Annotated in this window: 27 protein-coding genes; 16 read left to right on the forward strand and 11 right to left on the reverse strand. The window is 67.6% G+C overall.

The window, feature by feature from the left end:
• The first annotated feature begins 41 nt into the window (after window positions 1-41).
• Window positions 42-824 (forward strand): SDR family NAD(P)-dependent oxidoreductase, encoded by a 783-nt coding sequence (locus ATE59_RS10175; protein WP_058812323.1) that lies wholly within the window; start codon window positions 42-44, stop codon window positions 822-824.
• A 1-nt stretch (window position 825) separates the two neighbouring features.
• Window positions 826-1,263 (forward strand): acyl-CoA thioesterase, encoded by a 438-nt coding sequence (locus tag ATE59_RS10180; protein WP_003041779.1) that lies wholly within the window; start codon window positions 826-828, stop codon window positions 1,261-1,263.
• A gap of 74 nt (window positions 1,264-1,337) precedes the next feature.
• On the opposite strand, the gene gmk is transcribed toward ATE59_RS10180, so the two are convergent.
• Complete coding sequence (gmk, locus tag ATE59_RS10185; RefSeq protein ID WP_003041782.1) at window positions 1,338-2,000, reverse strand: guanylate kinase; 663 nt, start codon at window positions 1,998-2,000, stop codon at window positions 1,338-1,340.
• A 61-nt stretch (window positions 2,001-2,061) separates the two neighbouring features.
• Between gmk and ATE59_RS10190 the strand changes: the two genes are divergently transcribed.
• Window positions 2,062-2,616 (forward strand): DUF2585 domain-containing protein, encoded by a 555-nt coding sequence (locus tag ATE59_RS10190; RefSeq protein ID WP_003041785.1) that lies wholly within the window; start codon window positions 2,062-2,064, stop codon window positions 2,614-2,616.
• A 24-nt stretch (window positions 2,617-2,640) separates the two neighbouring features.
• Here the strand turns inward: ATE59_RS10190 and ATE59_RS10195 are convergent, their stop codons facing one another.
• The 4 genes from ATE59_RS10195 to ATE59_RS10210 are packed head-to-tail and all read right to left on the reverse strand — an operon-like array spanning window position 2,641 to window position 5,233.
• Window positions 2,641-3,003 carry a hypothetical protein gene (locus tag ATE59_RS10195; protein WP_231737252.1) on the reverse strand — a complete coding sequence of 121 codons (363 nt, stop codon included), beginning with the start codon at window positions 3,001-3,003 and terminating at the stop codon, window positions 2,641-2,643.
• 22 nt (window positions 3,004-3,025) lie between these two features.
• Entirely contained in the window at window positions 3,026-4,441 is a 1,416-nt protein-coding gene (gene fumC, locus ATE59_RS10200; RefSeq protein WP_058812325.1) for a class II fumarate hydratase, read from the reverse strand.
• Window positions 4,438-4,749, reverse strand: coding sequence for a hypothetical protein (locus ATE59_RS10205; RefSeq protein ID WP_058812326.1), 312 nt, complete (start codon window positions 4,747-4,749; stop codon window positions 4,438-4,440). The genes fumC and ATE59_RS10205 overlap by 4 nt, the downstream gene beginning before the upstream one ends.
• A gap of 1 nt (window position 4,750) precedes the next feature.
• Complete coding sequence (locus tag ATE59_RS10210; protein WP_058812327.1) at window positions 4,751-5,233, reverse strand: SspB family protein; 483 nt, start codon at window positions 5,231-5,233, stop codon at window positions 4,751-4,753.
• A 97-nt stretch (window positions 5,234-5,330) separates the two neighbouring features.
• Between ATE59_RS10210 and hisB the strand changes: the two genes are divergently transcribed.
• The 5 genes from hisB to ATE59_RS10235 all read left to right on the forward strand — a co-directional run bounded on the left by hisB (window position 5,331) and on the right by ATE59_RS10235 (window position 9,552).
• A complete protein-coding gene (gene hisB / locus ATE59_RS10215; RefSeq protein ID WP_058812328.1) occupies window positions 5,331-5,918 on the forward strand; it encodes an imidazoleglycerol-phosphate dehydratase HisB in 588 nt (195 codons plus the stop codon).
• A gap of 139 nt (window positions 5,919-6,057) precedes the next feature.
• Window positions 6,058-6,666 carry an imidazole glycerol phosphate synthase subunit HisH gene (gene hisH / locus ATE59_RS10220; RefSeq protein WP_058812329.1) on the forward strand — a complete coding sequence of 203 codons (609 nt, stop codon included), beginning with the start codon at window positions 6,058-6,060 and terminating at the stop codon, window positions 6,664-6,666.
• The gene (gene hisA / locus ATE59_RS10225) at window positions 6,654-7,388 is read left to right on the forward strand and encodes a 1-(5-phosphoribosyl)-5-[(5-phosphoribosylamino)methylideneamino]imidazole-4-carboxamide isomerase (RefSeq protein WP_058812330.1); all 735 of its coding nucleotides are present in this window, start codon (window positions 6,654-6,656) and stop codon (window positions 7,386-7,388) included. Before hisH ends, hisA begins: the two co-directional genes overlap by 13 nt.
• A 145-nt stretch (window positions 7,389-7,533) precedes the next feature.
• Window positions 7,534-8,298 carry an imidazole glycerol phosphate synthase subunit HisF gene (gene hisF, locus ATE59_RS10230; protein ID WP_058812331.1) on the forward strand — a complete coding sequence of 255 codons (765 nt, stop codon included), beginning with the start codon at window positions 7,534-7,536 and terminating at the stop codon, window positions 8,296-8,298.
• A gap of 171 nt (window positions 8,299-8,469) precedes the next feature.
• On the forward strand, window positions 8,470-9,552 hold the full coding sequence (locus tag ATE59_RS10235) for a calcium:proton antiporter (protein ID WP_058812332.1): 1,083 nt from the start codon (window positions 8,470-8,472) through the stop codon (window positions 9,550-9,552).
• Window positions 9,553-9,585: 33 nt separating this feature from the next.
• Here ATE59_RS10235 and ATE59_RS10240 read toward each other — a convergent pair whose 3' ends face one another.
• Window positions 9,586-10,722: a beta-ketoacyl-ACP synthase III gene (locus tag ATE59_RS10240; RefSeq protein WP_058812333.1), complete on the reverse strand. Its 1,137-nt coding sequence runs from the start codon at window positions 10,720-10,722 to the stop codon at window positions 9,586-9,588.
• Window positions 10,723-10,917: 195 nt separating this feature from the next.
• Between ATE59_RS10240 and ATE59_RS10245 the strand changes: the two genes are divergently transcribed.
• The gene (locus ATE59_RS10245; protein ID WP_003041814.1) at window positions 10,918-11,469 is read left to right on the forward strand and encodes a hypothetical protein; all 552 of its coding nucleotides are present in this window, start codon (window positions 10,918-10,920) and stop codon (window positions 11,467-11,469) included.
• A gap of 9 nt (window positions 11,470-11,478) precedes the next feature.
• On the opposite strand, the gene ATE59_RS10250 is transcribed toward ATE59_RS10245, so the two are convergent.
• The 3 genes from ATE59_RS10250 to ATE59_RS10260 are packed head-to-tail and all read right to left on the reverse strand — an operon-like array spanning window position 11,479 to window position 16,920.
• The gene (locus ATE59_RS10250) at window positions 11,479-12,702 is read right to left on the reverse strand and encodes a TolC family protein (RefSeq protein WP_058812334.1); all 1,224 of its coding nucleotides are present in this window, start codon (window positions 12,700-12,702) and stop codon (window positions 11,479-11,481) included.
• Window positions 12,699-15,809 (reverse strand): efflux RND transporter permease subunit, encoded by a 3,111-nt coding sequence (locus tag ATE59_RS10255; RefSeq protein WP_058812335.1) that lies wholly within the window; start codon window positions 15,807-15,809, stop codon window positions 12,699-12,701. The genes ATE59_RS10250 and ATE59_RS10255 overlap by 4 nt, the downstream gene beginning before the upstream one ends.
• A gap of 1 nt (window position 15,810) precedes the next feature.
• Window positions 15,811-16,920, reverse strand: a complete 1,110-nt coding sequence (locus tag ATE59_RS10260; protein ID WP_058812336.1) for an efflux RND transporter periplasmic adaptor subunit — start codon at window positions 16,918-16,920, stop codon at window positions 15,811-15,813.
• A gap of 127 nt (window positions 16,921-17,047) precedes the next feature.
• Here ATE59_RS10260 and ATE59_RS10265 point away from each other — a divergent pair, with 127 nt between their 5' ends.
• The 3 genes from ATE59_RS10265 (at window position 17,048) to ATE59_RS10275 (ending at window position 20,014) form a co-directional block, all read left to right on the forward strand.
• Window positions 17,048-17,704 carry a response regulator transcription factor gene (locus ATE59_RS10265; RefSeq protein WP_003041824.1) on the forward strand — a complete coding sequence of 219 codons (657 nt, stop codon included), beginning with the start codon at window positions 17,048-17,050 and terminating at the stop codon, window positions 17,702-17,704.
• Window positions 17,701-19,068, forward strand: coding sequence for an ATP-binding protein (locus ATE59_RS10270; protein ID WP_058812337.1), 1,368 nt, complete (start codon window positions 17,701-17,703; stop codon window positions 19,066-19,068). Before ATE59_RS10265 ends, ATE59_RS10270 begins: the two co-directional genes overlap by 4 nt.
• Window positions 19,069-19,219: 151 nt before the next feature.
• Window positions 19,220-20,014: a TlpA disulfide reductase family protein gene (locus tag ATE59_RS10275; protein ID WP_058812338.1), complete on the forward strand. Its 795-nt coding sequence runs from the start codon at window positions 19,220-19,222 to the stop codon at window positions 20,012-20,014.
• 17 nt (window positions 20,015-20,031) lie between these two features.
• On the opposite strand, the gene ATE59_RS10280 is transcribed toward ATE59_RS10275, so the two are convergent.
• Window positions 20,032-20,880: a class I SAM-dependent methyltransferase gene (locus tag ATE59_RS10280; RefSeq protein WP_058812388.1), complete on the reverse strand. Its 849-nt coding sequence runs from the start codon at window positions 20,878-20,880 to the stop codon at window positions 20,032-20,034.
• 172 nt (window positions 20,881-21,052) lie between these two features.
• On the opposite strand from ATE59_RS10280, the gene ATE59_RS10285 reads away from it, so the two are divergent.
• Window positions 21,053-22,132, forward strand: coding sequence for a GNAT family N-acetyltransferase (locus ATE59_RS10285; RefSeq protein ID WP_231737257.1), 1,080 nt, complete (start codon window positions 21,053-21,055; stop codon window positions 22,130-22,132).
• The gene (locus ATE59_RS10290) at window positions 22,129-22,974 is read left to right on the forward strand and encodes a hypothetical protein (protein WP_058812340.1); all 846 of its coding nucleotides are present in this window, start codon (window positions 22,129-22,131) and stop codon (window positions 22,972-22,974) included. Before ATE59_RS10285 ends, ATE59_RS10290 begins: the two co-directional genes overlap by 4 nt.
• Window positions 22,975-23,073: 99 nt before the next feature.
• On the opposite strand, the gene ATE59_RS10295 is transcribed toward ATE59_RS10290, so the two are convergent.
• Window positions 23,074-23,406, reverse strand: a complete 333-nt coding sequence (locus ATE59_RS10295) for a hypothetical protein (protein ID WP_003041839.1) — start codon at window positions 23,404-23,406, stop codon at window positions 23,074-23,076.
• A gap of 84 nt (window positions 23,407-23,490) precedes the next feature.
• Between ATE59_RS10295 and ATE59_RS10300 the strand changes: the two genes are divergently transcribed.
• Both ATE59_RS10300 and ATE59_RS10305 read left to right on the forward strand, forming a co-directional pair.
• Complete coding sequence (locus tag ATE59_RS10300; protein ID WP_003041844.1) at window positions 23,491-24,417, forward strand: LysR family transcriptional regulator; 927 nt, start codon at window positions 23,491-23,493, stop codon at window positions 24,415-24,417.
• A gap of 111 nt (window positions 24,418-24,528) precedes the next feature.
• Window positions 24,529-25,296 carry a sulfite exporter TauE/SafE family protein gene (locus ATE59_RS10305; protein WP_058812341.1) on the forward strand — a complete coding sequence of 256 codons (768 nt, stop codon included), beginning with the start codon at window positions 24,529-24,531 and terminating at the stop codon, window positions 25,294-25,296.
• Window positions 25,297-25,307 lie beyond the last annotated feature (11 nt).

Consider the following 25,307-nt stretch of genomic DNA (forward strand, 5'->3'; position numbering starts at 1 on the left):
GCGTCCGCCGGAACACGCATTTTTCAGGGAAAGGACATGACATGAAACTCGATTCCACCGTATCCGCCGTCGTCACTGGCGGCGCTTCGGGCCTTGGTGCCGCCACCGCGCGCGCGCTTGCCGCGAAGGGCGTCAAGGTCGCGATCTTCGATCTGCAGGCCGAAAAGGGCGAAGCGCTTGCTGCCGAACTCGGCGGGGTCTTCTGCGAATGCAATGTCACCGACGATGCGTCGGTCGACGCCGCCTTCGAAAAGGCGCGCGCCGCAATCGGTCAGGAGCGTATCCTTGTGAACTGCGCCGGCACCGGCAACGCGATCAAGACCGCAAGCCGGTCGAAAGAAGACGGCAGCATCAAGCATTTCCCGCTCGATGCCTTCAACTGGATTATCCAGATCAACCTTGTCGGCACCTTCCGCTGCATCGCCAAGTCGGCGGCGGGCATGATGACGCTCGACCCGATGGAAGATGGCGAACGCGGCGCGATCGTCAACACCGCGAGCGTCGCGGCCGAGGACGGTCAGATCGGTCAGGCGGCCTATTCAGCGTCGAAGGGCGGCGTCGTCGGCATGACCCTGCCGATCGCGCGCGACCTTGCGGCCGAAAGCATCCGCGTCAACACGATCCTGCCGGGCATCTTCGACACCCCGCTGCTCGGCGCCGCGCCGCAGAATGTCCGCGATGCGCTCGCGGCATCGGTCCTCAATCCGAAGCGCCTCGGCAACCCGGCCGAATATGCGGGGCTCGCGCTGACCATGATCGAAAATGGCTATTTCAACGGCGAGGACGTGCGCCTCGACGGCGGCATCCGCATGGGTCCGCGCTGATATGCCGAAACCGGAAAGCTGGCGGCTCGATGCCGCCAGCTACCCTGTCCACCTCGATCTGCAGACGCGTTTCCAGGACATGGACATCAACGGTCACCTCAACAATGTGGCCTTTGCGGCACTGTTCGAAAGCGGCCGCGTGCTGCTGAACCGCGAAATCCGTCCTTGGGAGGAGCGCCCGGCGAACGAGCGCACGATGGTCGCCGCGGTCGAGATCAACTATCTGGGTGAGGGCAATTTTCCCGACCCCGTCGAGATCGCGACCGGCATCGGTCGCCTCGGCACCTCGAGCTGGACGATCGTGCAGGCGATGTTCCAGAATGGTCGCTGCATCGCGACCTGTGATACGGTCGTGGTGTGCCGCACCGACGGCGCTGCCAAGCCGCTGCGCGCTGAAATGGTAAGGGAACTGGAAGCGAAGCTGGCGCGGGCAGGTTGAGTTTTCGTCATTGCGAGGAACCAACGGCGACGTGGTAATCTCCCGGCTTTCGTCGGGGTCGCAATGACGGCACTTTACAGCGTCGGATCCGCCTCGGGCACCGAGCGGATCAAATCGCGGGCGAAGCCGATCAGCCCGATCTGGCGGCGGCGCTTCAGTCGCTCGGCGCGCAGGATCGCCTTCACTTCCTCGAAACAGCCTTCGACATCGTCGTTGATCAGCACATAGTCATAGCCGTCCCAGTGGCTGATTTCGTTCGCCGCGCGTGCCATCCGCGCCGCGATCACTTCGTCGCTGTCGGTGTTGCGCGCGCGCAGCCGGCGTTCGAGCTCCTCCATCGTCGGCGGCAGGATGAACACCCGCACCACGTCGGGGCCGGCTTCCTGATAGAGCTGCTGCGCGCCCTGCCAGTCGATATCGAACAGCACGTCCTTGCCCGCGGCAAGCAGCTCCTCGACGCGGTCGCGCGGGGTGCCGTAGCGATGGCCGAAGACATGCGCCCATTCGAGGAATTCGCCGTCGGCGGCCATTTGCTTGAACGTGTCGACGTCGACGAAATGATAATCGACCCCATCCTGCTCGCCGGGACGCATCGGCCGCGTGGTGGCGGAGATTGACAGCGCGATGTCGCGGTCGCCCGCGAGCATCTTTTTGGAGATGGTGGTCTTGCCTGCACCCGAGGGCGAGGAGAGGACGAACAGGACGCCGCGGCGGTTGAGGTGGACGCTTTCAGCCATGGGCGCTAATTGCCCGAGCGGGGGCGGCGGTCAAGCGGGAAGGAATACAGGGATGCGGGGAATGTCGCGCACGGGCTGGCTGGTGGCGGTGGGGCTGCTTGGCCTGCTGGCCGCGATCCTGATCGCGATGGGGCGCCCGCCGATCTGCCCCTGCGGCACGATCAGCCTGTGGCACGGCACCGTCCAGTCGAACCAGAACAGCCAGCAGATTTCCGACTGGTACAGCTTCAGCCATATCATCCACGGGTTCATCTTTTACGGCCTGTCGCGCTGGCTGATGCCGCGCGCGCCGCTGTGGACCGCACTCGCCGTCGCGATCGGGATCGAAGGCGCATGGGAGATACTGGAAAATTCGCCGGTCATCATCGACCGCTACCGCGAGGTTACCATGGCCTATGGCTATGCGGGCGATTCGGTGCTCAATTCGGTCAGCGACGCCGCCTTCATGATCGCGGGCTTTCTGGCGGCCAGCCGGATGCGCTGGTGGGCGACTGTCGCGCTCGCGCTCGCCTTCGAACTCTTCACCCTGTGGGCGATCCGCGACAATCTGACGCTCAACATACTAATGCTGGCCTCACCGATCGAGGCGGTGAAGGAGTGGCAGGCGGGCGGATAGCGCCCGCCGCTCGGTGCCTGCCGCTCAGTGGATGGCGGGGCGGGGCGCCTTTTCGTCCACCGGAATCGCCGGCGGCAGGGCGTCGCCCAAATCCTGGCCGTCGGTGTGGACGATCCCCGCATAGGGATCGACGACGCCTTCCTTCTCCAGCGTGCTGTCGGCGCGATGCGCGGCTTCCGCCGCCTGCCGCGCTTCGGCGCGGTCGGCCCATTTCTTGGTAAGATAGGCGGCCGCAGCGGTCGCGGCGAGCGCCGCATAGCGCTGCGGGAACATCCGCCGCGCGACGAACAGCGTCCCGGCGCCGATCACCGCGCCCGCCATCGTATGATTGCCTTTCCTGCGGCCGATCGCGCTTCCGATCACGCCGCCGATGATCCGTCCCATCATCTTCATATCCTTCCTCCCCCTATCAATCCCCGGCGGGCGATTCGGGTTCCGGGCCAAGCATATGCCGCGGGTCGACGACGCGGTCGAAGGTTGCAGCATCGACATAGCCGAGGTCGAGCGCCGCGGCGCGCAAGGTCGATCCCGTCTCATGCGCATGTTTGGCGATCTTCGCAGCCTTGTCATAGCCGATTTCGGGCGCCAGCGCCGTCACCAGCATCAGCGATCGGTCGACAAGCTCGGCAATACGTTCGCGATTGGGTTCGATTCCGTCGACGCAGCGCGCCGCAAAGCCCTCCATCCCCGTCGCGAGCAGATCGATCGAGCGCATCACATTGGCGCCGATCAACGGTTTGAAGACATTGAGCTCGAGGTGCCCCTGCATCCCGCCGACGGTCACCGCCTGATGATTGCCGATCACCTGCGCCGCCACCATCGTCAGCATCTCGCACTGGGTCGGATTGACCTTGCCCGGCATGATCGAGCTACCGGGTTCATTCGCGGGCAGGTCAATCTCGCCCAGGCCGGCGCGCGGCCCGGATCCCAGCAGGCGGATGTCGTTGGCGATCTTGGTCAGCGCGACCGCGAGCGTGTTGAGCCGTCCCGACAGATCGACCAGCACGTCGTGGCTCGCCAGCGCCTCGAACTTGTTGGGTGCGCTCCTGAAGCCGAGGCCGGTGATCGCCGCCAGTTCGGCCGCGATATCCTCGGCAAAGCCCGCCGGGGCGTTGAGCCCGGTGCCGACCGCGGTCCCGCCTTGCGCAAGCCGGGTGATGGCATGGTCGACCATCGGTTCGGTGCGCGTCCGGCACAGGCGGAGCTGCGCATAATAGCCCGAAAACTCCTGCCCCAGCGTCAGCGGAGTGGCGTCCTGCAAATGGGTGCGGCCGATCTTGACGATATCGTCCCACGCCTTCGCCTTCGCGAGCAGCGCGTCCATCAAACGGTCGAGCGCGGGCATCAGCCGGTGCGTCATCGCCAGTGTCGCCGCGACATGCATCGCGGTCGGGAAGCTGTCGTTCGACGACTGGCTGCGGTTGACGTCGTCATTGGGATGCACGGGCGATTTGCCGCCGCGCTGGCCCGAGAGCATCTCATTGGCGCGCCCGGCGATCACCTCGTTGACGTTCATGTTCGACTGGGTGCCGCTGCCGGTTTGCCAGATGACGAGCGGGAACTGGTCGTCGTGGCGACCCTCCGCAACCTCGCGCGCCGCAGCCTCGATCGCGTCGGCCTTTTTGGCGGACAGGCCGTGCCGACGGTTCACCCGCGCCGCCGCCTGCTTGACCAGCGCGAGCGCATGGACGATCTCGATCGGCATCCGCTCGCGCGTGCCGAAGGGGAAATTCTCAATCGAACGCTGCGTCTGCGCGCCCCAATAGGCGTTCGCCGGGACCGCGATCTCGCCGATGCTGTCGCTTTCGATCCGCGTGTCACTCATCCGATCAATATCCTCGTCACCGCCACCGCGCCGGCCCAGATCAGCGCGACCAGGCCCAGAAACTGCCAATAGCCCCCTTCGCCGATCCGTCGCCGGTACCAGGCTGCCGCTGCCCAGACGATCAGCAGCGCCGGAGTCAGGATCAGTAGGCTGAAGCGCAGCAGCCCGTCGGCGATCGCATCGCCGACGCCGCTTTCGAACCGGGCATAGCCCTCGACACCCCACCAGAAGGCGGCGGTCAACACCAGCATCCCGGCGAGTGCCCAATATTGCCAGAAGCGGCTGGGGGGCCAGTTGGGGCCCGCCATCCTATCGTTTCTTGCCGAAATCCACCGTCACGACATTCGATCCGTCCTCGACCGCAACGTCGGGGCGGTCGTTATCGGCTTCGTCATGCGGCTCGGGCTGCTCCAGCTCGTCTTCGCTGACCTGGAACTGCAGGCCGAAATCGACCGACGGATCGACGAAGGCGGTGATCGCGGCATAGGGAATGACCAGCGTCGAGGGCGTCTGGTTGAACGACAGGCCGACGCTGAAAAGATCCTCTTCGACCTTCAGGTCCCAGAAGCGGTTCTGGAGGACGATCGTCATTTCGTCGGGGAATTTGGCGACCAGATGCGCGGGGATCGATACACCCGGCGCCTGCGTCTTGAAGGTGATGTAGAAATGATGCTCGCCGGGCAGATGGTCCGACCCCTCGATTTGCGAGAGCACGCGGCCGACCACGGCGCGCAGCGCATCCTGCACGATTTCGTCATAGGGAATCAGGCTGTCGCGAACGTCATCACTCATGGCGGTGGGGGATGAACGGACGACGGGCGCGGGTCAAGGGGGGTCTGTCGGGCAGAGTCGCCTTGCAACGCGAAAATTAGGCTCTAAGGGGCATGCCATGCGAACCGCCATCGTCCAGCGCACGACCAAGGAAACGGATATCGCGATCGCCGTCAACCTCGACGGCACGGGCGACTATTCGGTGTCCACCGGAATCGGGTTCCTCGACCATATGGTCGAACAATTGTCGCGCCATTCGCTGATCGACATTTCGATGACCGTGAAGGGCGATCTGCACATCGACCAGCATCACACGGTCGAGGATTCGGCCCTCGCGCTCGGCGAAGCCGTGGCGAAGGCGCTCGGCGACAAGCGCGGCATCGCCCGCTACGGCGAAGCCCATGCGCCGATGGACGAAACGCTGACTCGCTGCATCCTCGATATTTCGGGGCGCCCGCACTGCGTCTGGAAATCGGCCTTCTCGCAGCCGCGGCTCGGCGAGATGGATACCGAGCTGTTTCCGCACTGGTTCCACAGCTTTGCCCAGACCGCAGGGATCACACTGCACATCGAAACCCTTTATGGCGAGAACAACCACCATATCGCCGAAAGCATGTACAAGGCGCTTGCCCGCGCGCTGCGTGCCGCGGTCGAGATCGACCCGCGCAAGGGCGACGCGATTCCCAGCACGAAAGGCGTGCTATGACACCCCCCCTCCCGCACGCGGGAGGGGCAGCGAGACTTGCGAACTTGTTCGCTAGTCGCCGCGGGGTGGGCATCTGCAACGCCCGAAGCTCGCTACGCTCGCGCCCACCCCTGGCCCCTCCCGCTGGCGGGAGGGGGATTTGAGCGCGATTGCCCTGATCGACTATGGCGCGGGCAATCTTCGCTCGGTGCATAATGCGCTCGTCGCGGCGGGCGCGGACGATGTTGCCGTCACCGCCGATCCCGATGTCGTGGGACAAGCCGACCGCATCGTGCTGCCGGGTGTGGGGGCCTTTGCCGCGTGCATGAACGGGTTGGCGGCAATTCCCGGGCTGATCGAGGCGATGGAACAGCGCGTTCGCGGCGAGGGCGCGCCCTTCCTCGGCATCTGCGTCGGGATGCAATTGCTCGCCGACGCGGGTGAGGAGCATGGGCGGCACGAAGGGCTCGGCTGGATCGGCGGAACGGTGCGCGCCTTCACGCCGGCGCCGGGACTGCGCATCCCGCACATGGGCTGGAACGATGTCGTGCCGAGCTTCGCGCATCCGGTGCTGGCTGCGGGCGAGGCCTATTATCTGCACGGCTATCATTTCGCCGACGCGGCGCATGTCGCGGCGACGAGCAGTCATGGCGGCCCTTTCACCGCCGCGGTGGCGAAGGACAATATCGTCGGCGTGCAGTTTCACCCCGAAAAGAGCCAGGCCTATGGCCTCGCGACCCTCGAAAGATTCCTTGCATGGCGCCCCTGATCCTCTTCCCCGCGATCGACCTCAAGGGCGGGCAGGTGGTGCGGCTCGCCGAGGGCGATATGGCGCGCGCGACCGTCTATGGCGACGATCCGGCGGCGCAGGCACGCCTGTTCGCGGACGCGGGCGCCAGCCATTTGCACGTCGTCGATCTCGACGGCGCCTTCGCCGGTGAAAGCGTCAACGGCGCGGCGGTCGAAAATATCGTTGCGGCCTTTCCGGGCAAGGTGCAGGTCGGCGGCGGTATCCGCGATCGCGCGGGCGTCGATCGCTGGCTCGCGCTCGGGGTGGAGCGCGTCATCATCGGCACCGCGGCGCTCAAAGACCCCGATTTCGTCAAATCGGCCGCGCGCGACCTGCCGGGCCGGATAATCGTCGGCGTCGATGCGCGCGATGGCATGGTGGCCACCGAAGGCTGGGCGGATGTCTCCGACGTGCGCGTCGAGGATCTGGCGCGGCGGTTCGAAGATGCCGGCGTCTCCGCATTGCTGTTCACCGACGTCGGGCGCGACGGGCTGCTCAAGGGCTGCAACGTCGCCGCAACCGTCGCGCTGGCGCAGGCCGTCGCCATTCCGGTGATCGCGAGCGGCGGCGTCGCCGATATCGGCGACATTCATGCGCTGCGTCCGCACGTCGCCGACGGCATCGAAGGCGTGATAACCGGTCGCGCGCTCTATGACGGCCGCCTCGACCTGGCCGAAGCGATCGCGGCGGGGCAGGCGTGACAGTTCTCTCCCCAATCCGCATCCCCGAGCGAAGTCGAGGGGCATTGCCGAGCGAAGTCGAGGCTGCGGCGGATCGGTTCTCGCTGCGCTCGAACGGGCCCATCGTCTTCGCTCGGGGATGCGGAGAAAGTTATGGGGGGGTGTCGTGACCGTCCGCGTCCGCGTCATCCCCTGCCTCGACGTTGCCGACGGCCGCGTCGTGAAGGGGGTCAATTTCGTCGACCTGCGCGACGCCGGCGATCCGGTCGAAGCCGCGCGCGCCTATGACGCCGCGGGCGCAGACGAGCTTTGCTTCCTCGACATTTCCGCGAGCCACCAAGGGCGCGGCACGCTGCTCGATATGGTCGCACGCACCGCCGAAGTCTGCTTCATGCCGCTGACCGTCGGCGGCGGCGTGCGCAGCGCCGACGATGCGCGCGCGCTGCTCCTCGCGGGCGCCGACAAGGTTGCGGTGAACAGCGCCGCCGTGGCGCGCCCCGAACTCGTTGCCGACATCGCCGACCGTTTCGGCAGCCAGTGCGCGGTCGGCAGCATCGACGCGCGCCGCGTTGCAGAGGGGCGGTGGGAAATCTTCACCCATGGCGGGCGCACCCCGACCGGGGTCGATGCGCTTGCTCATGCGGTGCGCCTTGCCGAACTCGGCGCGGGCGAATTGCTCGTCACCAGCATGGATCGTGACGGGACCAAGGACGGCTACGACCTCGCGCTCACCCGGGCGATCGCCGATGCGGTATCGGTGCCGGTGATCGCGTCGGGCGGCGTCGGCAATCTCGACCATCTGGTCGCCGGCGTGATCGAAGGCGGCGCGAGCGCGGTGCTCGCGGCCAGTATCTTCCATTTCGGCGAAGCGACGATCGCCGAGGCGCATGCGCGGCTCGCCGCGGCGGGCCTGCCGGTGCGGGCGCATTAGAAAAATCCGCGTGTTCCCGCGAAGGCGGGAACCCATCTCCCGCCCATTCAAGAAGACGCTGCCGGAAGTTGGACCCCCGCCTTCGCGGGGGAACGCCGCATTTGTGTCTCGGCCTCGCATTAATTCCCCGCAGGGCTGGTCATCGGAAAAAGCGGCTGCAATAGAAAGCCGATGACAGCCAAACTCCGCCTCGCCGACCGTATCAACGACCTGCTGCCGATCCTTGGCTTCGGCGCCGCGCTCGCCAGTCTCGCGATGCCGCTCAACCCCTTTCTGGTCGGACTGATCCTCGCCGGGTCGGTGATCGCCGCGGTTCACCATGCCGAAGTCGTCGCGCACCGCGTCGGCGAACCCTTCGGGACGCTGATCCTCGCGCTGGCGGTGACGGTGATCGAGGTGGGGCTGATCCTGACGCTGATGCAGGCCGAGCCCGAAAAGGCGGCGACGCTGGCGCGCGACACGGTGTTCGCGGCGGTCATGGTGATCATCAACCTGCTGATGGGGCTTTGTCTGCTCAGCGGCGCGATCCGCCATCACGAACAACGGTTCCAGCGCACCGGAATGGGCGCTGCGCTGGCGACGCTCACCGTGCTGACGGTGGTGACGCTGGTGCTCCCCAATTTCACCTCGAGCGCGCCGGGACCGCGCTATTCGGCAACCCAGCTCGGCTTCGTCGCGGTGGTGTCGCTGATCCTCTATGCGACCTTCGCGCTCGTCCAGACCGTTCGCCACCGCCATTATTTCCTGCCCGATGGCGAAGCGCAGGACGAACCCGACGCCCACGCCGCCCCGCCATCGGCGCAGCGGATGTGGCTGTCGCTCGCCCTGCTCGTCGCGTGCCTGTTCGGGGTCGTGCTGCTGGCGAAGGCGCTGTCGCCGGTGATCGGCGCGCTGCTCGCCGAAGCGGGCGCGCCGCCGGCGGTGCTCGGCGTCCTGATCGCGGCGCTGATCCTCGCCCCCGAAGGACTGGCAGCGATACGCGCGGCAAAGGCCGATCGGCTGCAAACCAGCCTCAACCTCGCGCTCGGATCGGCGCTGGCGACGATCGGGCTGACCATCCCGGCGGTCGCGATCCTGTCGATCGCCACCGACATGCCGATCAGCCTGGGCCTCGATGCCAAATCGACGGTGCTGTTGTTCCTGTCGCTGATCGTCGCGTCGCAGACGCTGGCGAATGGGCGAACGACCGTGCTGCAGGGCACGATCCACCTGATGCTGTTCGCAATCTATCTGTTCACGACCTTCGTGCCGTAGGCGGCTCCTTCGCGGGGGCGACGATTTTGGCGGTCACGTCTTCCTGACAAACACCGTTCCTGCCGAATAGCCGGCGCCGAACGAACAGATCAGCCCGGTATCGCCCGCCTGCATATCCTCGTGGTTCAGGTGATAGGCGATGATCGATCCCGCGCTCGACGTGTTGCCATAGGTGTCGAGCACCGTCGGGCTTTCGTCGGCGCTCGCCTCATGCCCCAGCACCTTGTGCGCGATCAGGCGGTTCATGTTGGTGTTCGCCTGATGCAGCCACAGGCGGCGCATGTCGGCGCCTTGCAGGCCGAGTTTCTCCATTTCCTCGATGATCATGGCGGCGACCATCGGCACGACTTCCTTGAACACCTTGCGGCCTTCCTGGACGAACAGCTTGTCGGTCTTCGGTCCCGACTGGTCGATGGCGCCGTGGGCGCGGTTCAGGAAGCCGAAATTGTTGCGGATATTGTTGGAGAAAACGGTCTTCAGCCGGGTACCCAAAATGTCCCAATGCCCCGCCGGCGCGATCGTCTTGTCCTCGACCAGAATCGCGGTGGCGACGTCGCCGAAGATGAAATGGCTGTCGCGGTCGCGCCAGTTGAGGTGGCCCGAACAGATTTCGGGATTCACGACGAGCACGCTCCTTGCGTGCCCCGCACGAATATAGTCGGCCGCGGTCTGGATGCCGAAGGTTGCCGAGGAGCAGGCGACATTCATGTCGAAGGCAAAGCCGTCGATGCCCAACGCCTGCTGAATCTCGATCGCCATCGCAGGATAGGCGCGCTGCATGTTCGACGCCGCGCACAGCACCGCATCGACGTCGGCGGCATCGCGGCCGGCGCGCGCCAGCGCGTCCCTTGCCGCCGCCACGCCGATTTCGGCGAGGATCGACAACTCGTCATTGGTCCGCTCGGCAAGCCGCGGCGCCATATGCTCGGGGTCCAGAATACCCGCCTTGTCGACGACGTAGCGCGACCCGATGCCGCTCGCTTTTTCGATGAATTCGACGCTCGATTCAGCGAGTTCGCCTATCTCGCCCGCTGCGATCGCCGCGGCATTTTCCCTATTGTGCAGCGCAACATACCGGTTAAAACTGGCGACAAGTTCTTCGTTGGTGATGCGTTCGGCGGGGGTGAAGAGGCCGGTGGCGGAAATGACCGGCTGCGGTGCGTGCGACATGGTTGTCCCTGCGTGTCTTATGGTCTGATGACACGCTGATTAGGCCCGGTCGCCGCGCGGCGCAACGCCCCACAAGCGAAGCTGAACGCACGCCGACGTCATGGTTAACCGGCCACTAACCATTTTGGTGGCAGACTGTTCGATGCAAGCCTCCGGGGGGACGGCTCCCCGGGGTGCGCAAGCGGGAGCATGACCATGGCGACGCGTTCGGGACCGGCATCCGGCGATTTGTCCCTCGCCGAAATCAAGGAATTTGCGGGCTTCGCTGCGGGGACGCAGCGCTATATTCGCCGCTCGCTCGATATCGGGCTCGAGCGTGACGATGCGATCGCGCGCTGGTCGCGCGACATGGTCGAAGAAACCGCAATCCGCGTCCAGGCTCGCGTCTATCAGCGGCTGGGCGACATTCGCACCCATATTCCCGAGGACAGCGGACTCGACGCGCTCGAAGGCTTCATGGCGCCGCTCGTCGCGGTATCGGCCTTCGATCTGGGGCAGGACCGCCTGCCGACCTTCGCCGCCTATCGCTTTCTCTACGAACGCCTGCTCGGCGCGCACGCGCGGCCGTGGCTGCCCGGCGCCTTCTGCGCCGCGGCATCGCTGCCGCACCTGCACCCCGACAAGCGCAAGCTGCTGCTCCAGTCGATCAGCGAAGCCGCCGCTACCGCGCCCGGCTGGTCGGCGCGCGAACCGAGCTTCTATCCCGAATGGATCGAAAAGATCGACGTGACGAAACCGGCCAATTGAACGCCCGGCCTATTCGCTGATCCACAGATTGTGGCTGTCGATGCGCAGCCGGGTGATGTCGCGCAGCGCTTCGGTGCGGGCGATCGTTTCGGCGCGGAACGCCGCGTGCGTCTGGCGCTCTCCGAGCAGGACGTCGGCGAGATCGATCGCATCCAGATCCTGCCCGCGGCGAAGCTTGGCGAGCGCCGCCATCTGCGCCGCGCGCGCCTGATCGGCGCGCTGCCACGCCGAATAGGCCGCAGCGGCGCGCGCGAGGTCGCCGTCGGCCATTTCCTGCACATCGAAGCGGACGGCGCTGAGCTGCGCCGCCGCGGCCTGCGCCTCGGACGCGGCGCGCGCCGCCATGGCGCCGCGGTGATTGCCGCCGATCGGGATCGTCACGGTCAGACCCGCGCCGCGTTCGGCGCCGCTGCGTTCGCTGAACAGCCGGAGACCGACGGTGGGATCGGGAATCCGGTCCTGCCGCCCGCGTTCGGCGAGCGCGCCAAGGCGCCGCGCCTCGGCATTGGCGGCCGCGATTTCGTGGCTGCGTTCGATAACCTGATCGCGCATCTGCGACGCCCCGGCAGGATCGAAGGCCGGGGTGGCGAGCGTCGGGGCCTCGACGGGCAGGGCGACGCCCGGAAATTGCGCAGCAAGCCGGGCCCGTGCCAGATCGGCGCGCCCCGCCGATTGGGCCGCGAGCAGGCGCGCCTCCGCCAACGCGGCTTCGGCCTGATCGGCCTCGAGCTGCGGCGCGTCGCGCAGATCGACCCGGCGTCGCACGATCCGGACCAGCGTCGCGTAATTTTCGACGCCCTGCGCATCGACGACCGCCTCGGCGCTGGCGCCGACCCAGTCCCACCACATGGCGTTGAGCAACAGCGCGGCCTGATGCCGGGCATCTTCGAAATGATTGGTGGCGGCTTCGACGCCCAGCGCGCCGGCCTTGCGGTCGAGCCGCGCCTTGCCCGGCAGACGCACGGGACGCGCCAGGATCGCGTCATATTCGTTGAAGCGCCCCTCGCGGTCGATGCTGCGGCTGACATAGCTGCCGGTGACGCTGAACTCATAAGGTCCGGCTTCGAGCGCGCGCTTCTCTGCCGCAGCGACATCGACACGCGCCCTTGCCGCAATGACCGAGGGGTGGGCGTCGAGCGCTTCGCGCACCACCGCTTCGGGCAACAGCCCCGGCTCGGCGGCGGCAGGCGGCGTCAGGGCCAGACTGGCGGCAAGGAACAGAAGGCGGGTCATGCAGGGGCTCCGGCAGGATGAACCTGATCGCCCGCGCCGCGCTCGGCAGCGCTTTCGCCGAAGCGTTCGTACAGGATGGGCAGCAGGATGAGTGTGAGCAGCGTCGCCGTCACCAGCCCGCCGATCACGACGATGGCAAGCGGGCGCTGGATTTCCGAACCCGGACCCGACGCGAAGAGCAGCGGGACGAGGCCGAAGGCGGCGATGCTCGCGGTCATCAGCACCGGGCGCAGGCGCCGTGCGGCGCCCTCGCGCACCGCCTGGTGCAGCGGGACGCCGCGTTCGCGCAGCTGACGGAAATAGCTGACCATCACGAGCCCGTTGAGCACCGCGATGCCGAGCAGCGCGATGAAGCCGACCGAGGCGGGAACCGACAGATATTCGCCCGATAGCGCGAGCGCGATCATCCCGCCCACCGCCGCAAAGGGTATGTTGACGAGAATCAGCGCCGCCGCGCGCAGCGAGCGCAGCGTCAGATAAAGAACGACGAAGATCATCAACACCGCGATCGGCAGCACGATCATCAGGCGCGCGGCCGCCCGTTGCTGATTTTCGAACTGGCCGCCCCACACTATACGATAGCCGGGCGGCAGCTTTACATGCTTGCCGATGTCCGCCTTTGCCTCCTCGACATAGCCGACAAGGTCGCGGCCGCTGACGAAGGCCTGCACGAGCGCGAAGCGCGATCCATTTTCATGTTCGAGCTTCACCGGCCCCGCGACCTGCGCGATCGCCGCGACATCGCTGGTGCGAAGAAGGGTGCCGGCGGGGGTTCGATAGAGACGGTCGGTGTAGCTTTGCGCGTCCATGCCGTCGCCGCCTTCGCCGCGGATAACCACGGGAATCCGGCGCGCGCCTTCGGCGATCGTGCCGGCGCGGACGCCCTCGACATCGGCGCGCATCATATCCTGCAGCATGTCGACGGGCATTCCCGCCCGCCCTGCGGCCATGCGATCGATATTGATCTGCAGATAATCGACGCTGTCGTTGGCAACCGTCATCGCCTCGCTCGTCCCGCGGATCGTTTCGAGCCGACCCTGGATCGCGCCCGCGAGCCGGGCCAGTTCCTTGAGGTCGGGGCCGAATAATTTGATCGCCAGATCGCCGCGCGCACCGGTGAGCATTTCGGAAACGCGCATCTCGATCGGCTGGGTGAAGCTGGGCTCGATCCCCGGAAAATCGGCGAGCACGGCGCGAATCCGGTCGTTGAGCCAGTCCTTGTCGGCAAGGCGCCATTCGGACCGCGGCTTCAGCTTCAGAAAGCTGTCGGTCTCGTTGGGGCTCATCGGATCGAGGCCGAGCTCGTCGCTGCCGACGCGCGCGATCACGCTGGTGACTTCGGGCACCTGTTCGAGGATCGCGCGCTGCACCTTCATGTCGCCCGCGGCGCTATGTTCGATATTGATGCTCGGCAGCTTGGTGAGCTGAACGATCGTCGACCCCTCGTCCATCGTTGGCAGAAAGGTCTTGCCGGTCACGGTATAGGCGACCCCGGCGAGCAGCAGGCCGATCGCGGATATCCCGGCGACGGTCCGGCGGTGGGCAAAGGCCCAGTCGAGCGCCCGCGCGTGACGCGGCGCCAGGAAGCGCATCAGGCGCGGTTCGCGGTGGCCGTCCTGCTGCTTCAGGATGAAATAGGCGAGCACCGGCACCAGCGTCAGCGACAGGACCAGCGCCGAAAGCAGCGCGAGCACGATGGTCAGCGCGACGGGCGCGAACAGCTTGCCCTCCAGCCCCTCGAGCGTGAGCAGCGGCAGGAAGACGAGCGCGATGATAAGGAGCCCCGAGGCGACCGGCATCGCGACTTCGGACGCCGCGACGAAAACCGCATGCAGCTTGCCCATCCGGCGATGCCTGGGATCGGACAAGCGCTCGACGACATTTTCGACGACGACCACGGCGCCGTCGACCAATATGCCGACCGCGATGGCAAGCCCGCCGAGGCTCATCAGATTGGCGGTCAGTCCGATCGCCCGCATGAAGATGAAGGTCAGCAGCGCCGCCATCGGCAGCGCGAGTGCGACGATGACCGACGCGCGGACATCGCCCAGAAACAGCAGCAGCAGGATGACGACGAGGATCGTCGCTTCGATCAGCGCCTTCTCGACCGTCCCGACGGCGCGTTCGATGAGGTCGGACCGGTCGTAGAAGACATCGACGCGCATCCCGCGCGGCAGGCTGGGCTGGATTTCCGCGAGCCGCGCCTTGACCCCGTCGACGACCTTCGACGCGTCGGCGCCGCGCAGCGCGATGACCAGTCCCTCGACCGCCTCGCCCTTGCCGTCCTTCGTGACCGCGCCATAGCGCGTCAGATGCCCGGCGCGCACCGCCGCGACGTCGCCGACGCGCACGATGCCGCCATCCTGCGACCGCACCACGACCGAGGCGAGATCGTCGAGCGTGCGGATCGCGCCGACCGAGCGCACGATCAGCGCTTCGTCGCCGATCTTGAGCCGGCCCGCGCCGTCGTTGCGATTGCTCGCCTCGATCGCCGCGCGCAGATCCTCGACGCTCAGCCCCGCCGCCGCCAGCGCGCCATTGTCGGGGCGCACCTCGAAGGTTTCGGCAAAGCCGCCGAGCGCGTTGACATCGGCAACGCCGGGAACGGTGCGCAGCGCCGGGCGGATGATCCAGTCGAGCACCCGCCGCTTTTCGGTCAGATCCTGCGGCCCCTCGAGCGTGAACATATACATGTCGGACAGCGGGGTGGAGATCGGCGCCATCCCGCCCTCGACCGTCGCCGGCAGGTCCCCCGCGACATTCGACAGCCGCTCCGCGACCTGGCTGCGCGCCCAATAGATGTCGGTACCGTCCTTGAAATCGATCGTGATGTCGGCGATCGCATATTTGGCGACCGAGCGCAGGTTCGCCTGATCGGGGATGCCCAGCATCTCCATCTCGATCGGCGTGATGACGCGGCTCTCGACCTCCTCGGGGGTCATGCCCGGCGCCTTCAGGATGATCTTGACCTGCGTCGAGCTGATGTCCGGAAAGGCATCGATCGGCAGATTGGCGAAGGACCAGGCCCCGATCCCGCCCAAGAGCAGCGCGGCACCGATGACGGCGAGACGCAGCGCGAGCGCCTTTTCGACGAGTTTGCCGAGCATCCTATTCGCCGCCCAGCACGGCCTTGAGTTCGGCGATTGCCGAGGTTGCGACGCGTTCGCCGGGCTTCAGTCCGGCGGTTATCGTCGCGCTGGCCCCGACACGGCTGGCGATGGTGACGGGGCGCAGCGCGAAGCCGTCCGTCCCCTTCACGAAAACCGCATCCCTGTCGCCGACCCGTGTCAGCGCGGCAGCGGGGATGCTCGCCCCGGCGACGGGCTGAACGCCGCCGAGGATCGCGACGACCGACTTGCCGCTGACTAGTGCGGGTGCGGCGTCGAGGCGTGCCTTTGCCGTCAGCGCGCGCGTCGCGGGGTCGATCGAGCCGCCGACGGCGATGACGCGGCCGGTGGCGGGCGCGGTGCCGGGCATCCGAACTTCGACGGGTGTGCCCGGATGCACCGCGCCCGCGAGCCGTTCGGGGATTTGCAGATCGAGCATCAGCCGCGCCGTATTTTCGACGATGAAAGGCGCGCTGAGGCCGCCCACCGGGCCGCCCGCCTGCACATTGACGGCGGCGATCCGGCCGCCGATCGGCGCGCGCAGCGTCATCATACCGCTGCCGTCGGCATTGGCCTGCGCGAGAATGCGGCGGTTTTCGGCGACATTGACTTCTGCCTCGCGCAGCGCGGCGCGCGCCTCGTCGGCGCGGGCGCCCGCGACAATGCCTTCCTTGGCCAGCTGACCGGTGCGGCCCGCCGCGGCGCGCGCAACCTCCAGCTGCGCCTGCGCGCGCGCCAGCGCCGCGCCATATTGGACAGGCTCGGCGGCGCGGATGCTGGCGAGCGGTTGACCGGCGACAACCGCCTCGCCCTCGACGACAAACAGCCGCACCGCAATCCCGTCGAATGGCGCGGTCACCGCGACCCGCGCATCGGGGGGCAGCGATACGGTCGCAGGGACCGCGCCAAGCTCGGCACTGCTGGCGGCCGCTGCGACTGCGGTCGCGATGCCGAGCTTCTCGATCTGTCGGGCCGACAGCTTGCCCGGCGCCATGGCCGCTTCGCCGCCGTCGGGCGCAGGCGGGGGCGCCTCCTTCGACCACCAGAGGGCTCCGGCACCCGCCGCGAGGGCGAGCGCTGTCGATGCGGCGATAAGGGCTTTCCTGTCCATGGCCGCCCTCTGCCAAGCGAGTCTGACGCCAGCCTGACATTTTGTCAGTGTCGCGTCAGGCAATTGCGCTAGGACCATCACACCGGAATGAAGACGGTGAGATCATCCCCACAAGGACAGGATGCCGATGCGCGTATTGCTGGTCGAAGACGATCCCGAACTGCGCCGCCGCCTGACCGAGCGGCTGGTGGCGGCGGGAATTGCCGTCGACAGCGCCGCGTCGGCGGGCGACGCCCGCGACTGGCCCGACATCGACATGCTGGGCGCGGTGATCCTCGATCTGGGGCTGCCCGACGGCGACGGGATTGATGTGCTGCGCCACTGGCGCGGCGCCGGGCGGACGGTGCCGATCCTGATCCTGACCGCGCGGGGCAACTGGCGTGAAAAGGTCGAGGGGCTGAACAGCGGCGCCGATGATTTCATCGTCAAGCCGGTGCGGTTCGAAGAGTTGCTGGCGCGGCTGCATGCGCTGTGGAGGCGTGGACGTGGGCGCGGCAGCAACGCGCTGACGGTCGGTCCGCTTTCGCTCGACCCAGTCGCGTCCACCGCGACGCTGCACGGCGAAGCGCTGACGCTCAGCCGCAAGGAGTTCGCGCTGCTGCACCTCTTCATGCGGCGTCCCGAACATATCTTGTCGCAAGCCGACATCCTCGATCAGCTTTACGCGCTGGAGGCCGAGCGCGACCGCAACGCGGTGGAGGCGCATATCAGTCGGCTGCGCCGCAAGATCGGACGCGAGGCTATTCGCACCGTGCGCGGCCTCGGCTATCGGCTCGATTTGTGACCCGACTCTTTTCCAGCCTGCGCGCGCGCTTTCTGGCCGCCATCCTGATATGGGTGGCGCTGGGCATCGGCGCGCTGTGGTTTTCGTCGGTGCGGCTGTTCAGCAGCCATGTCGAACAGCAATATCATGAAGAGCTGGAGGTTCATGTCCGCGAGCTGGCCGAACTGACCGTCCTCGACGCGGCAGGTAACCCCCGCCTGTCGCGGCCGCTGTCCGATCCGCGCTATGCGGTGCCTCTGTCCGGATTTTACTGGCAGATCGGGCGCCCCGGCCATCGCTCGCTGAAGTCGCCCTCTATGACGCGCGGCGCGCTCGACGAGGATGTCGCGCACAGCCCGGACATCCTGCACCGCGTCGAAAACGGCCCGACGGGCCCCACGATCACCTATGGCTTCGAGCGTGCGGTGCCGGGCGGCGCCCCGCTGCATTTCGTCATCGCCACCGACGAGCGCCTGCTGCGCGCCGTCATCGCGAGCTTCACCCGCGAGCTCAGCCTGTGGCTCAGCCTGCTCGCGCTCGCGCTTCTGGCAAGCGGCCTTGCGATCATCACGCTCGGCTTCCGGCCGTTCAACCGGCTGGCCGCGCGGATCGCGGCCCTGCGCCGCGGGCAGGCCGATCACATCGAGGGGGTGTTTCCCGACGAGATCCGCCAGCTCGTCGATCCGTTGAACAGCTATCTGGCGCGCAATGCCGAGATCGTCGAACGCGGGCGTGTCGCCGCGGGCGCGCTGGCGCACTCGCTGCGCACCCCGCTCGCCGTCGTCACCGACGAGGCCGAACGGCTGCAACAGCGCGGCACCGAAAGCGCCGCGGCCGACGTCTTCCTGTCCGAAAGCGAGACGATGCAGCGCCAGATCGACTATCATCTGTCGCGCGTCCGGTCGGGCGGGTCGCATGCGGGGATGGTCGGCGGCGTGCGGCTCGCCGCGATCCTGCCGCCGCTGATCGCCGCGATGGAACGCTGTCATCCGGGCAAGCGCTTCGCTGCGACCGCAGCGGCGCTCGACCCGGCCGCCCCTTCGCTTCCCATGGATGCCGAGGATCTGAGCGAGATATTGTCGAACCTGCTCGACAATGCCGGAAAATGGGCGCGATCGGGCATCACGATCGACTATCGCTTCGACGGCGCCGCGCGCCGCATTGCCATCACCGACGACGGGCCGGGCGTTCCGCCCGATCAGCGCGAGACGATGTTCGGCATCGGCGCGCGCGGGGCCGGCCCCGGCGCCGGATCGGGCCTTGGCCTTGCCATCGCGCGCGATGTGGCGCGCGACTATGGCGGCGACGTGGCGCTCGATCGCGCACCGTCGGGCGGCACGGTCGCCACGCTGCGTATCGGCGATGGTCCCGCGGGCGACATGTAACGAACCGCCGCACGCCCGATACCAGCTCTTTTCTTTCGCTGCCGTTTCGCCGATCAGATCGCGCGAGGGGGCGCTTCGGGAGCCAAAAGGAAATTGACTTGGATGTGACCAAATCGCCGCGACCATGCCGCGCTGCCCGGCGGCTAAGCCGATGACGATTTCGCTCGGGCCGCTCGCGCTTGCCGCCGACCGCCTGCTCGCGGTCGCGCTGATCTGGCTGTTTCTGGCGGGCGGCAGCCTGATCGCGGCGCGCGGCGATATGCGCGCGGCGACAGCGAGCTGGATCGCCGTCATCGTGGGTCTGCTCGTGGCGCGCACCGCCTATGTGGTGCGCCACGCCGATGCCTATGCGCCCGAACCCTGGTCGATCCTTGCGGTCTGGCAGGGTGGTTTCCTGCCCTGGGCCGGCATCGCGGCCGCAGGGGCGGCGGTGGCCGTCTGGCTCCGGCGCTCGCGCGCAACGCCGCTGTTACTCGGCGTGCTCGCCGGGCTGGCGGCGGTTCATGCGGTCGCGGCGCCGGCGCTCGAACCCGCGCCGCGACCGCTCGCGCGCGGGCTGATGCTCACCGACATGGAGGGGGGCGCGATCGCGCTCGATACGCTGCGCGGGAAGCCGATGGTCATCAACCTGTGGGCGACATGGTGCCCGCCGTGCCAGCGCGAACTGCCGATGCTCGCCGAGGTCGCGGCGGCATCGCGCGTGCCGATCCTGCTGGTCAATCAGGGGCAGGACAGCGCGACCGTCGCCGCCTATCTGGCCGAGCGCAAGGTGCCGGGCACGCACGTCTTTCTCGACCATAGCGGGCGGACGGGCGATGCCGCGGGCGGGCTGGTGCTGCCGACGACCCTGTTCGTCGATGCCAAGGGCCGGATCGTCCGCCGCCACAGCGGCGAAATATCGCGCGCCGCACTCGCCGACGGGATGGCACTGATCGCGCGGCGCTAGGGTCCTGACCCTAAGACTCAGGCGGCGGTTACCAGCCAGGCGCGCGCGCCGAGGCGCACACCCGCTTCGGGATCATGATGCTCGGCATAGACGCGCTCCAGATCGGCGCGCGCAGCCGCCATCACATCGGCGCCCGCCTCGCCCAGCACGCGCGCGGCCGACATTGATCCGAGCGCGAAGTCGGCGGCCTCCGCCGGGGTGCGCCCCGGCCCGCCGATCGCCTGATCGCCGCGCCAGTCGTCGATGTCGACCCGGGCAAAGCCGGCATCGGCGAGCAGGTCACGCAGATAGTCGATATCCTCGAAGGCGAAGGGCCCCGGCGCGCGCGGCGTCGCGGGCGGCACCTCGACATGCGCGCGGATCACCCCCATCACCGCCATCATCCAGACATTGTCGCGCGGCGGTCCCCACACGGCGAGGTCGAAGCGCGCGCCGGGCACGAGCTGCGTCCGCAAGTGACGAAAGGCGGCGACGGGCTCGGCGAAAAACATACTGCCGAAGCGCGAGACGAGCCGGTCATAGGGTGCTGCCGGCAGCACCGCGCTCGCCGCATCGCCGCAGAAAAAGCGCAGCGCGGGAAAATCGGCGCCGGCCCGCGCGCGCGCCGCGACGATCAGGTCGGGCGAGATGTCGAGCCCGAGCACCGCGCCCTGCGGTCCGACGCGCGCCGCGATCGCGCGGCTCGTCGCGCCGCCGCCGCACCCCAGATCGACGTTTCGCTCGCCCGTCGCGATCGCGGCGCGATCGAGCAGCGCGGTGCCAATCGGTTCCAGCATCGCTTCGAAATGGTCGACATTGCGCAACCAGCGCTGCCCCATTTCGCCCGACCAGTCGTCCGCGAACACCGATGTCTTGTCGCCCGTCATCGCCGCCTCCCGCCGCATTGATCGCGCCTGCCTCCCGCAAGCCCCGCCCGGCGTCAAGCGATGATCCGCGCCGCGCAGACATTTATTAGCCTTTCCGCGCTATTCGCGCAGGCGAGAGGGGCAGAATTTGCTGCATGCGCATGTCTTCAAGCGCGCAGACCGACACGCGCAAATGGCGCCGCCGCATTCGGCGCGCGCGATCGATCTTGCGCGCTGGGACGGCAGCGACTGGCTGGCCGAAGAATGGCGCGCGCTCGAAGCCCATGCCCGCTGGCCGACGCAGAGTCACGCCTTCGCCGCCGCGCTGACCCCTTTGATCGAAGGGCAGCGCCGCAAGCTGCTCGGCCTGCGCGCGGGCGGCACGATTTCGGCGCTGCTGCCGCTGTGCCGCGACGCGGGCGCGATCGGCCGCTGGCGCATCGCGGGATCGCGCGAACTGTTCGAGCCGGGCGACCTGCTTGCGGCGCGGCCCGATGATGCCGCCCCGATCGCGGACGCGCTCGCGCGGTTGCGCAAGCCGCTCTCCTTCGACCGGATTTCCGCCGACTCGCCGCTGCTTCCGGCGCTGCGCCGCGCGATGCACAGGCGCGGCCTGCTGTCGGTGCGCCCGGCGATGCCCTGCCCGCTGATCGTGCTCGACGAAAGCTGGCGCGATCCCGAAAGCCACTTCAATTCGGGCCGCCGGTCCGATTTCCGGCGCGCGGCCCGGCGCGCCGAGGCGCTGGGGCCGGTCACGTTCGAGACGCTGGCGCCGGGCCTGCAGGATTTCGACGCGCTGTTCGACGAAGCGATCGGGGTCGAGGCGAAGAGCTGGAAGCTGGAGGCGGGCAGCGCGATCGCGGTCGACCGGCGCCGTGAGACATTCTTCCGCCGCTTTTTTCGCGAGGCCGCCGCCGAGGGCCGGTTCCGGCTGTCCTTCATGCGGATCGGCGGCGAAGCGGTGGCGATGCAATTGGCTCAGGTCAGCGACGATCGATACTGGCTGTTCAAGATCGGCCACGACGAGCGCTTCGGCAAATGCTCGCCGGGGACGCTGCTGATGCTTCACACGCTGCGCTGGGCGGCGGGCGAGGGCCTGCGCAGCTACGAACTGCTCGGCGAGGCCGAGGGCTGGATCACCCGCTTCTGGACGCAGGAACAGCGCGCATGCGTGCGCGTGCGCACCTATCCGGCACGCGTGTCGGGGGCGCTGGCGCTCGCCGCCGACGGCGCCCACTGGGTGTGGCAACGCCTCGTCCGGCGCGGCGCATGAACGACACGCCACTCTGGCGCTGGCTGCGCGCGCGGCGCTATGCACTGCCGCAGCAGGCGGGCGGCTGGCTGCCCGCTCCCGACGCCGCGGCGGGCGCCCGGATCGCCCGGCGTCTGTCGCGGCGCGGTATCGCGGTGACGCTCGGCTATTTTCAGGGCGATGCCGATGGCGCCGACGCCATCGTGGCTGCTTACGGCCGGATCGCCGCCACCCCGCTGCCGCCGGGAAGCTATTTGTCGGTCAAGGCGCCGCCGCTGGGCTTTTGTCCGCAGCGGCTGCGCCGGATTGCCGAGGCGGGCGCGGCAGCGGTGCTGCCGGTGCTGCTCGATGCCCACGCCCCCGCCGATGCCGACGCGACGCTCGCCGCGCTCGCCGCCCTGCTGCCCGACTTTCCTGACAGCGGCATCGCCTTGCCCGCGCGCTGGCGGCGCAGCGCCGCCGATGCCGCGCGCCTGTCCGGCACATCGGCGCGTATCCGGGTGGTGAAGGGCGAATGGGCCGATCCGCTTTGCGATGCGGCGGATGGCGATGCCGCCTATCTGAGGCTCATCGACGCCCTTGCCGGGCGCGCGGCACCCGTAGCGGTGGCGACGCACAAGCCTGCGCTGGCTGCTGCGGCGCTCGACCGGCTGCTTGCCGCGGGGACCCCGTGCGAGCTTGAACAATTGCGCGGGCTGCCCGGGCGCCGCACCCTCGTCGCCGCGCGGACGCGCGGGGTCGGCACGCGCCTCTACGTCCCGCTCGGTCCCGGCTGGTGGCCCTATGCGATCGACAAGGCACTCGCGCGGCCGCATCTGCCCTTATGGTATCTGCGCGACCGGATCGGGCTTGCCGATCGCTGAAACAAAATGGGGCGGCCCGTTTCGGTGCCGCCCCAGTTGTGCGTCCGTCCGGGGAGAGGGAGAGAGGACGGACCGGAGATGGTGTCGTGGCTTATTCGATTAGCGCGATGCAACCTGGCTGTCGGTCGCTTCATCGACGCCGGCAACCTTGAGCGCGGCGCGGAACTGCTTGGCGGCGGCGCGTTCGTTGCCCGCTTCGCACAGCTTCTTGCCGGTGGCGACGAAGCGCTTCGCGCTGGCCTGCTTGCCACCCTGCGCGCTGTCGGCGGCGGTGTTCGCCTGATCGGCAAGGCCGGTGCAGCGATAGTCGGCGCTGCCCTGCGCATAGGCCGGCGAGGTCGAAGCCATCAGGCCGCCGAAGGCGAGCGCCGAACCGGCGACGATCGCGAAAGCGGTGGGAAAGCGGCGAAAAGAGGAGAGCTGATTGGTCATGGGAGAGGTTTCCTTTCGTTTCGTTGTGCAACCTTTTTAGGCGCGCTTGCGCACTTAGATAATCCTCTATAATCTGCAAGTGCCTTGAAGCAGGATTTAACAATCCCCCATGGGGCGCTCGACGGGATCGAAGCTTTCCTGCGTGTCGCGGAAAGGCGGAGCTTTTCCGCCGCGGCAGCCGATCTGGGGGTATCTCCCTCGGCGATCAGCCAGACGATCAAGACGCTGGAAGCGCGCGTCGGCGCGCCTTTGTTCATGCGGACGACGCGCAGCGTCGGGCTGACGCAGGCGGGCGAAATGTTCCTCGAACGCGCCGCACCGGCCTTTGCCGGGCTGGCCGACGCCTATGAAGCGGCGCGCAACCTGGGCAACCGTCCGGCGGGGCGGCTGCGCATCAACCTGATGCGCGGCGCGGTGCAGCCGATGTTCGAACCGATCATCGCGGGCTTCGTCGACGCCTATCCCGAGATCGAGCTGGAAATCTATGCCGACGATGCGCTCGCCGACTTGAGCGCCGGGGGCTTCGACGCCGGCGTCCGGATGGGCGAATCGCTCGATGCCGATGTGATCGCGATCCGCCTCACCGGCCCGTTCCGCTTCGTCGCTGCGGCCTCGCCCGCCTATCTCGACCGCTTCGGGCGTCCCGAAAGGCCGGAAGATCTGAAAGATCATCGCTGCATCCGCTTCCGCCTGGCAACGGGGGCGCTGATGCCGTGGACCTTTGCGCAAGGGAACCGCGAATTCGAGGTCGGGGTGACCGGGCCGGTTATTGTCAACGACTGGATCGCTGCGCTGGTCGCGATGCGTACCGGCGTCGCGATCGGGATGATGGCCGAGCCGATGGCGAAGAAGATGGTCGAAACGGGCGAGCTCGAACTGGTGCTCACCGACTATGCCGACGCGACCAGCGGGCTGTTCCTCTATTACCCCAGCCGCAAGCAGGTGATGCCCAAGCTGCGCGCCTTCATCGACTATGTCCGCGAATATCTGCCCGACCAGATAGGCGCCTGATCGGCCACCGGCCGCACAAATAATATTCTTCGCCGCGCGCAGAAAATTTGTGCTGGCCAAGCCGTGCAAATCGCGGCAGCTAGTTCTCAACTAAAAAAGTTGGGAAGAATCATGCTCGATCTGTCAACCTTCGATCTTGCGGCGCTGCTGCCCTTCATCCTGATCGGCTTCGCCGCGCAGCTCGTCGACGGCGCGCTCGGCATGGCGTTCGGGGTGATCTGCAACACCTTGCTCGTCGCCGTGATGGGCGTGCCGCCCGCGACGGCATCGGCGCGCATCCATGTCGTCGAGGTGTTCACGACCGCGGTGTCGGGGATCAGCCATCTGTTTCACCGCAATATCGAATGGGGCCTCTTCTTCCGTCTGCTCATCCCGGGCCTGATCGGCGGGGTGTCCGGCGCCTATCTGCTGACGTCGATCGACGGTGCGATCGTCAAACCGATCGTCCTGGCCTATCTCGTCGCCGTCGGCGTGTGGCTGCTGATCCGCGGGCTGCTCTATCCGCCGAAAATCCGCAAGCCGACGGTGATTGCGCCGCTCGGCCTCGTCGGCGGCTTCCTCGATGCGGCGGGCGGGGGTGGCTGGGGGCCGGTGGTGACCTCCAACCTGCTCGTCCAGGGCGCCGAACCGCGCAAGGTGATCGGCACGGTCAACAGCGTCGAATTTTTCCTGACGCTCGCGGTGTCGGCAACCTTCATCTGGCACCTCGGCCTCGACGATGTCGCGGGCGCGACGCTCGGCCTGCTGATCGGCGGCGTCTGCGCCGCCCCGATCGGTGCCTTCATGGCCAAGCGCATCGCCCCCAAGCTGATGCTCGTGCTCGTTGGCATCGTCCTGACCGCGACGAGCTGTTTCGGACTATATCGCGCGCTGACGTGATGGGGGCGCCG

The organism is Sphingopyxis sp. A083 (assembly GCF_001468495.1).
Classification (GTDB): domain Bacteria; phylum Pseudomonadota; class Alphaproteobacteria; order Sphingomonadales; family Sphingomonadaceae; genus Sphingopyxis; species Sphingopyxis terrae.

Excerpts from the sequence above, each read along its gene's own strand:
- ATE59_RS10175 (WP_058812323.1), top strand. The coding sequence starts at position 42 with ATGAAACTCGATTCCACCGTATCCGCCGTCGTCACTGGCGGCGCTTCG.
- ATE59_RS10180 (WP_003041779.1), top strand. The coding sequence starts at position 826 with ATGCCGAAACCGGAAAGCTGGCGGCTCGATGCCGCCAGCTACCCTGTC.
- gmk (WP_003041782.1), bottom strand. The coding sequence starts at position 2,000 with ATGGCTGAAAGCGTCCACCTCAACCGCCGCGGCGTCCTGTTCGTCCTC.
- ATE59_RS10190 (WP_003041785.1), top strand. The coding sequence starts at position 2,062 with ATGTCGCGCACGGGCTGGCTGGTGGCGGTGGGGCTGCTTGGCCTGCTG.
- ATE59_RS10195 (WP_231737252.1), bottom strand. The coding sequence starts at position 3,003 with ATGATGGGACGGATCATCGGCGGCGTGATCGGAAGCGCGATCGGCCGC.
- fumC (WP_058812325.1), bottom strand. The coding sequence starts at position 4,441 with ATGAGTGACACGCGGATCGAAAGCGACAGCATCGGCGAGATCGCGGTC.
- ATE59_RS10205 (WP_058812326.1), bottom strand. The coding sequence starts at position 4,749 with ATGGCGGGCCCCAACTGGCCCCCCAGCCGCTTCTGGCAATATTGGGCA.
- ATE59_RS10210 (WP_058812327.1), bottom strand. The coding sequence starts at position 5,233 with ATGAGTGATGACGTTCGCGACAGCCTGATTCCCTATGACGAAATCGTG.
- hisB (WP_058812328.1), top strand. The coding sequence starts at position 5,331 with ATGCGAACCGCCATCGTCCAGCGCACGACCAAGGAAACGGATATCGCG.
- hisA (WP_058812330.1), top strand. The coding sequence starts at position 6,654 with ATGGCGCCCCTGATCCTCTTCCCCGCGATCGACCTCAAGGGCGGGCAG.
- ATE59_RS10235 (WP_058812332.1), top strand. The coding sequence starts at position 8,470 with ATGACAGCCAAACTCCGCCTCGCCGACCGTATCAACGACCTGCTGCCG.
- ATE59_RS10240 (WP_058812333.1), bottom strand. The coding sequence starts at position 10,722 with ATGTCGCACGCACCGCAGCCGGTCATTTCCGCCACCGGCCTCTTCACC.
- ATE59_RS10245 (WP_003041814.1), top strand. The coding sequence starts at position 10,918 with ATGGCGACGCGTTCGGGACCGGCATCCGGCGATTTGTCCCTCGCCGAA.
- ATE59_RS10250 (WP_058812334.1), bottom strand. The coding sequence starts at position 12,702 with ATGACCCGCCTTCTGTTCCTTGCCGCCAGTCTGGCCCTGACGCCGCCT.
- ATE59_RS10255 (WP_058812335.1), bottom strand. The coding sequence starts at position 15,809 with ATGCTCGGCAAACTCGTCGAAAAGGCGCTCGCGCTGCGTCTCGCCGTC.
- ATE59_RS10260 (WP_058812336.1), bottom strand. The coding sequence starts at position 16,920 with ATGGACAGGAAAGCCCTTATCGCCGCATCGACAGCGCTCGCCCTCGCG.
- ATE59_RS10265 (WP_003041824.1), top strand. The coding sequence starts at position 17,048 with ATGCGCGTATTGCTGGTCGAAGACGATCCCGAACTGCGCCGCCGCCTG.
- ATE59_RS10275 (WP_058812338.1), top strand. The coding sequence starts at position 19,220 with ATGACGATTTCGCTCGGGCCGCTCGCGCTTGCCGCCGACCGCCTGCTC.
- ATE59_RS10280 (WP_058812388.1), bottom strand. The coding sequence starts at position 20,880 with ATGACGGGCGACAAGACATCGGTGTTCGCGGACGACTGGTCGGGCGAA.
- ATE59_RS10285 (WP_231737257.1), top strand. The coding sequence starts at position 21,053 with ATGGCGCCGCCGCATTCGGCGCGCGCGATCGATCTTGCGCGCTGGGAC.
- ATE59_RS10290 (WP_058812340.1), top strand. The coding sequence starts at position 22,129 with ATGAACGACACGCCACTCTGGCGCTGGCTGCGCGCGCGGCGCTATGCA.
- ATE59_RS10295 (WP_003041839.1), bottom strand. The coding sequence starts at position 23,406 with ATGACCAATCAGCTCTCCTCTTTTCGCCGCTTTCCCACCGCTTTCGCG.
- ATE59_RS10305 (WP_058812341.1), top strand. The coding sequence starts at position 24,529 with ATGCTCGATCTGTCAACCTTCGATCTTGCGGCGCTGCTGCCCTTCATC.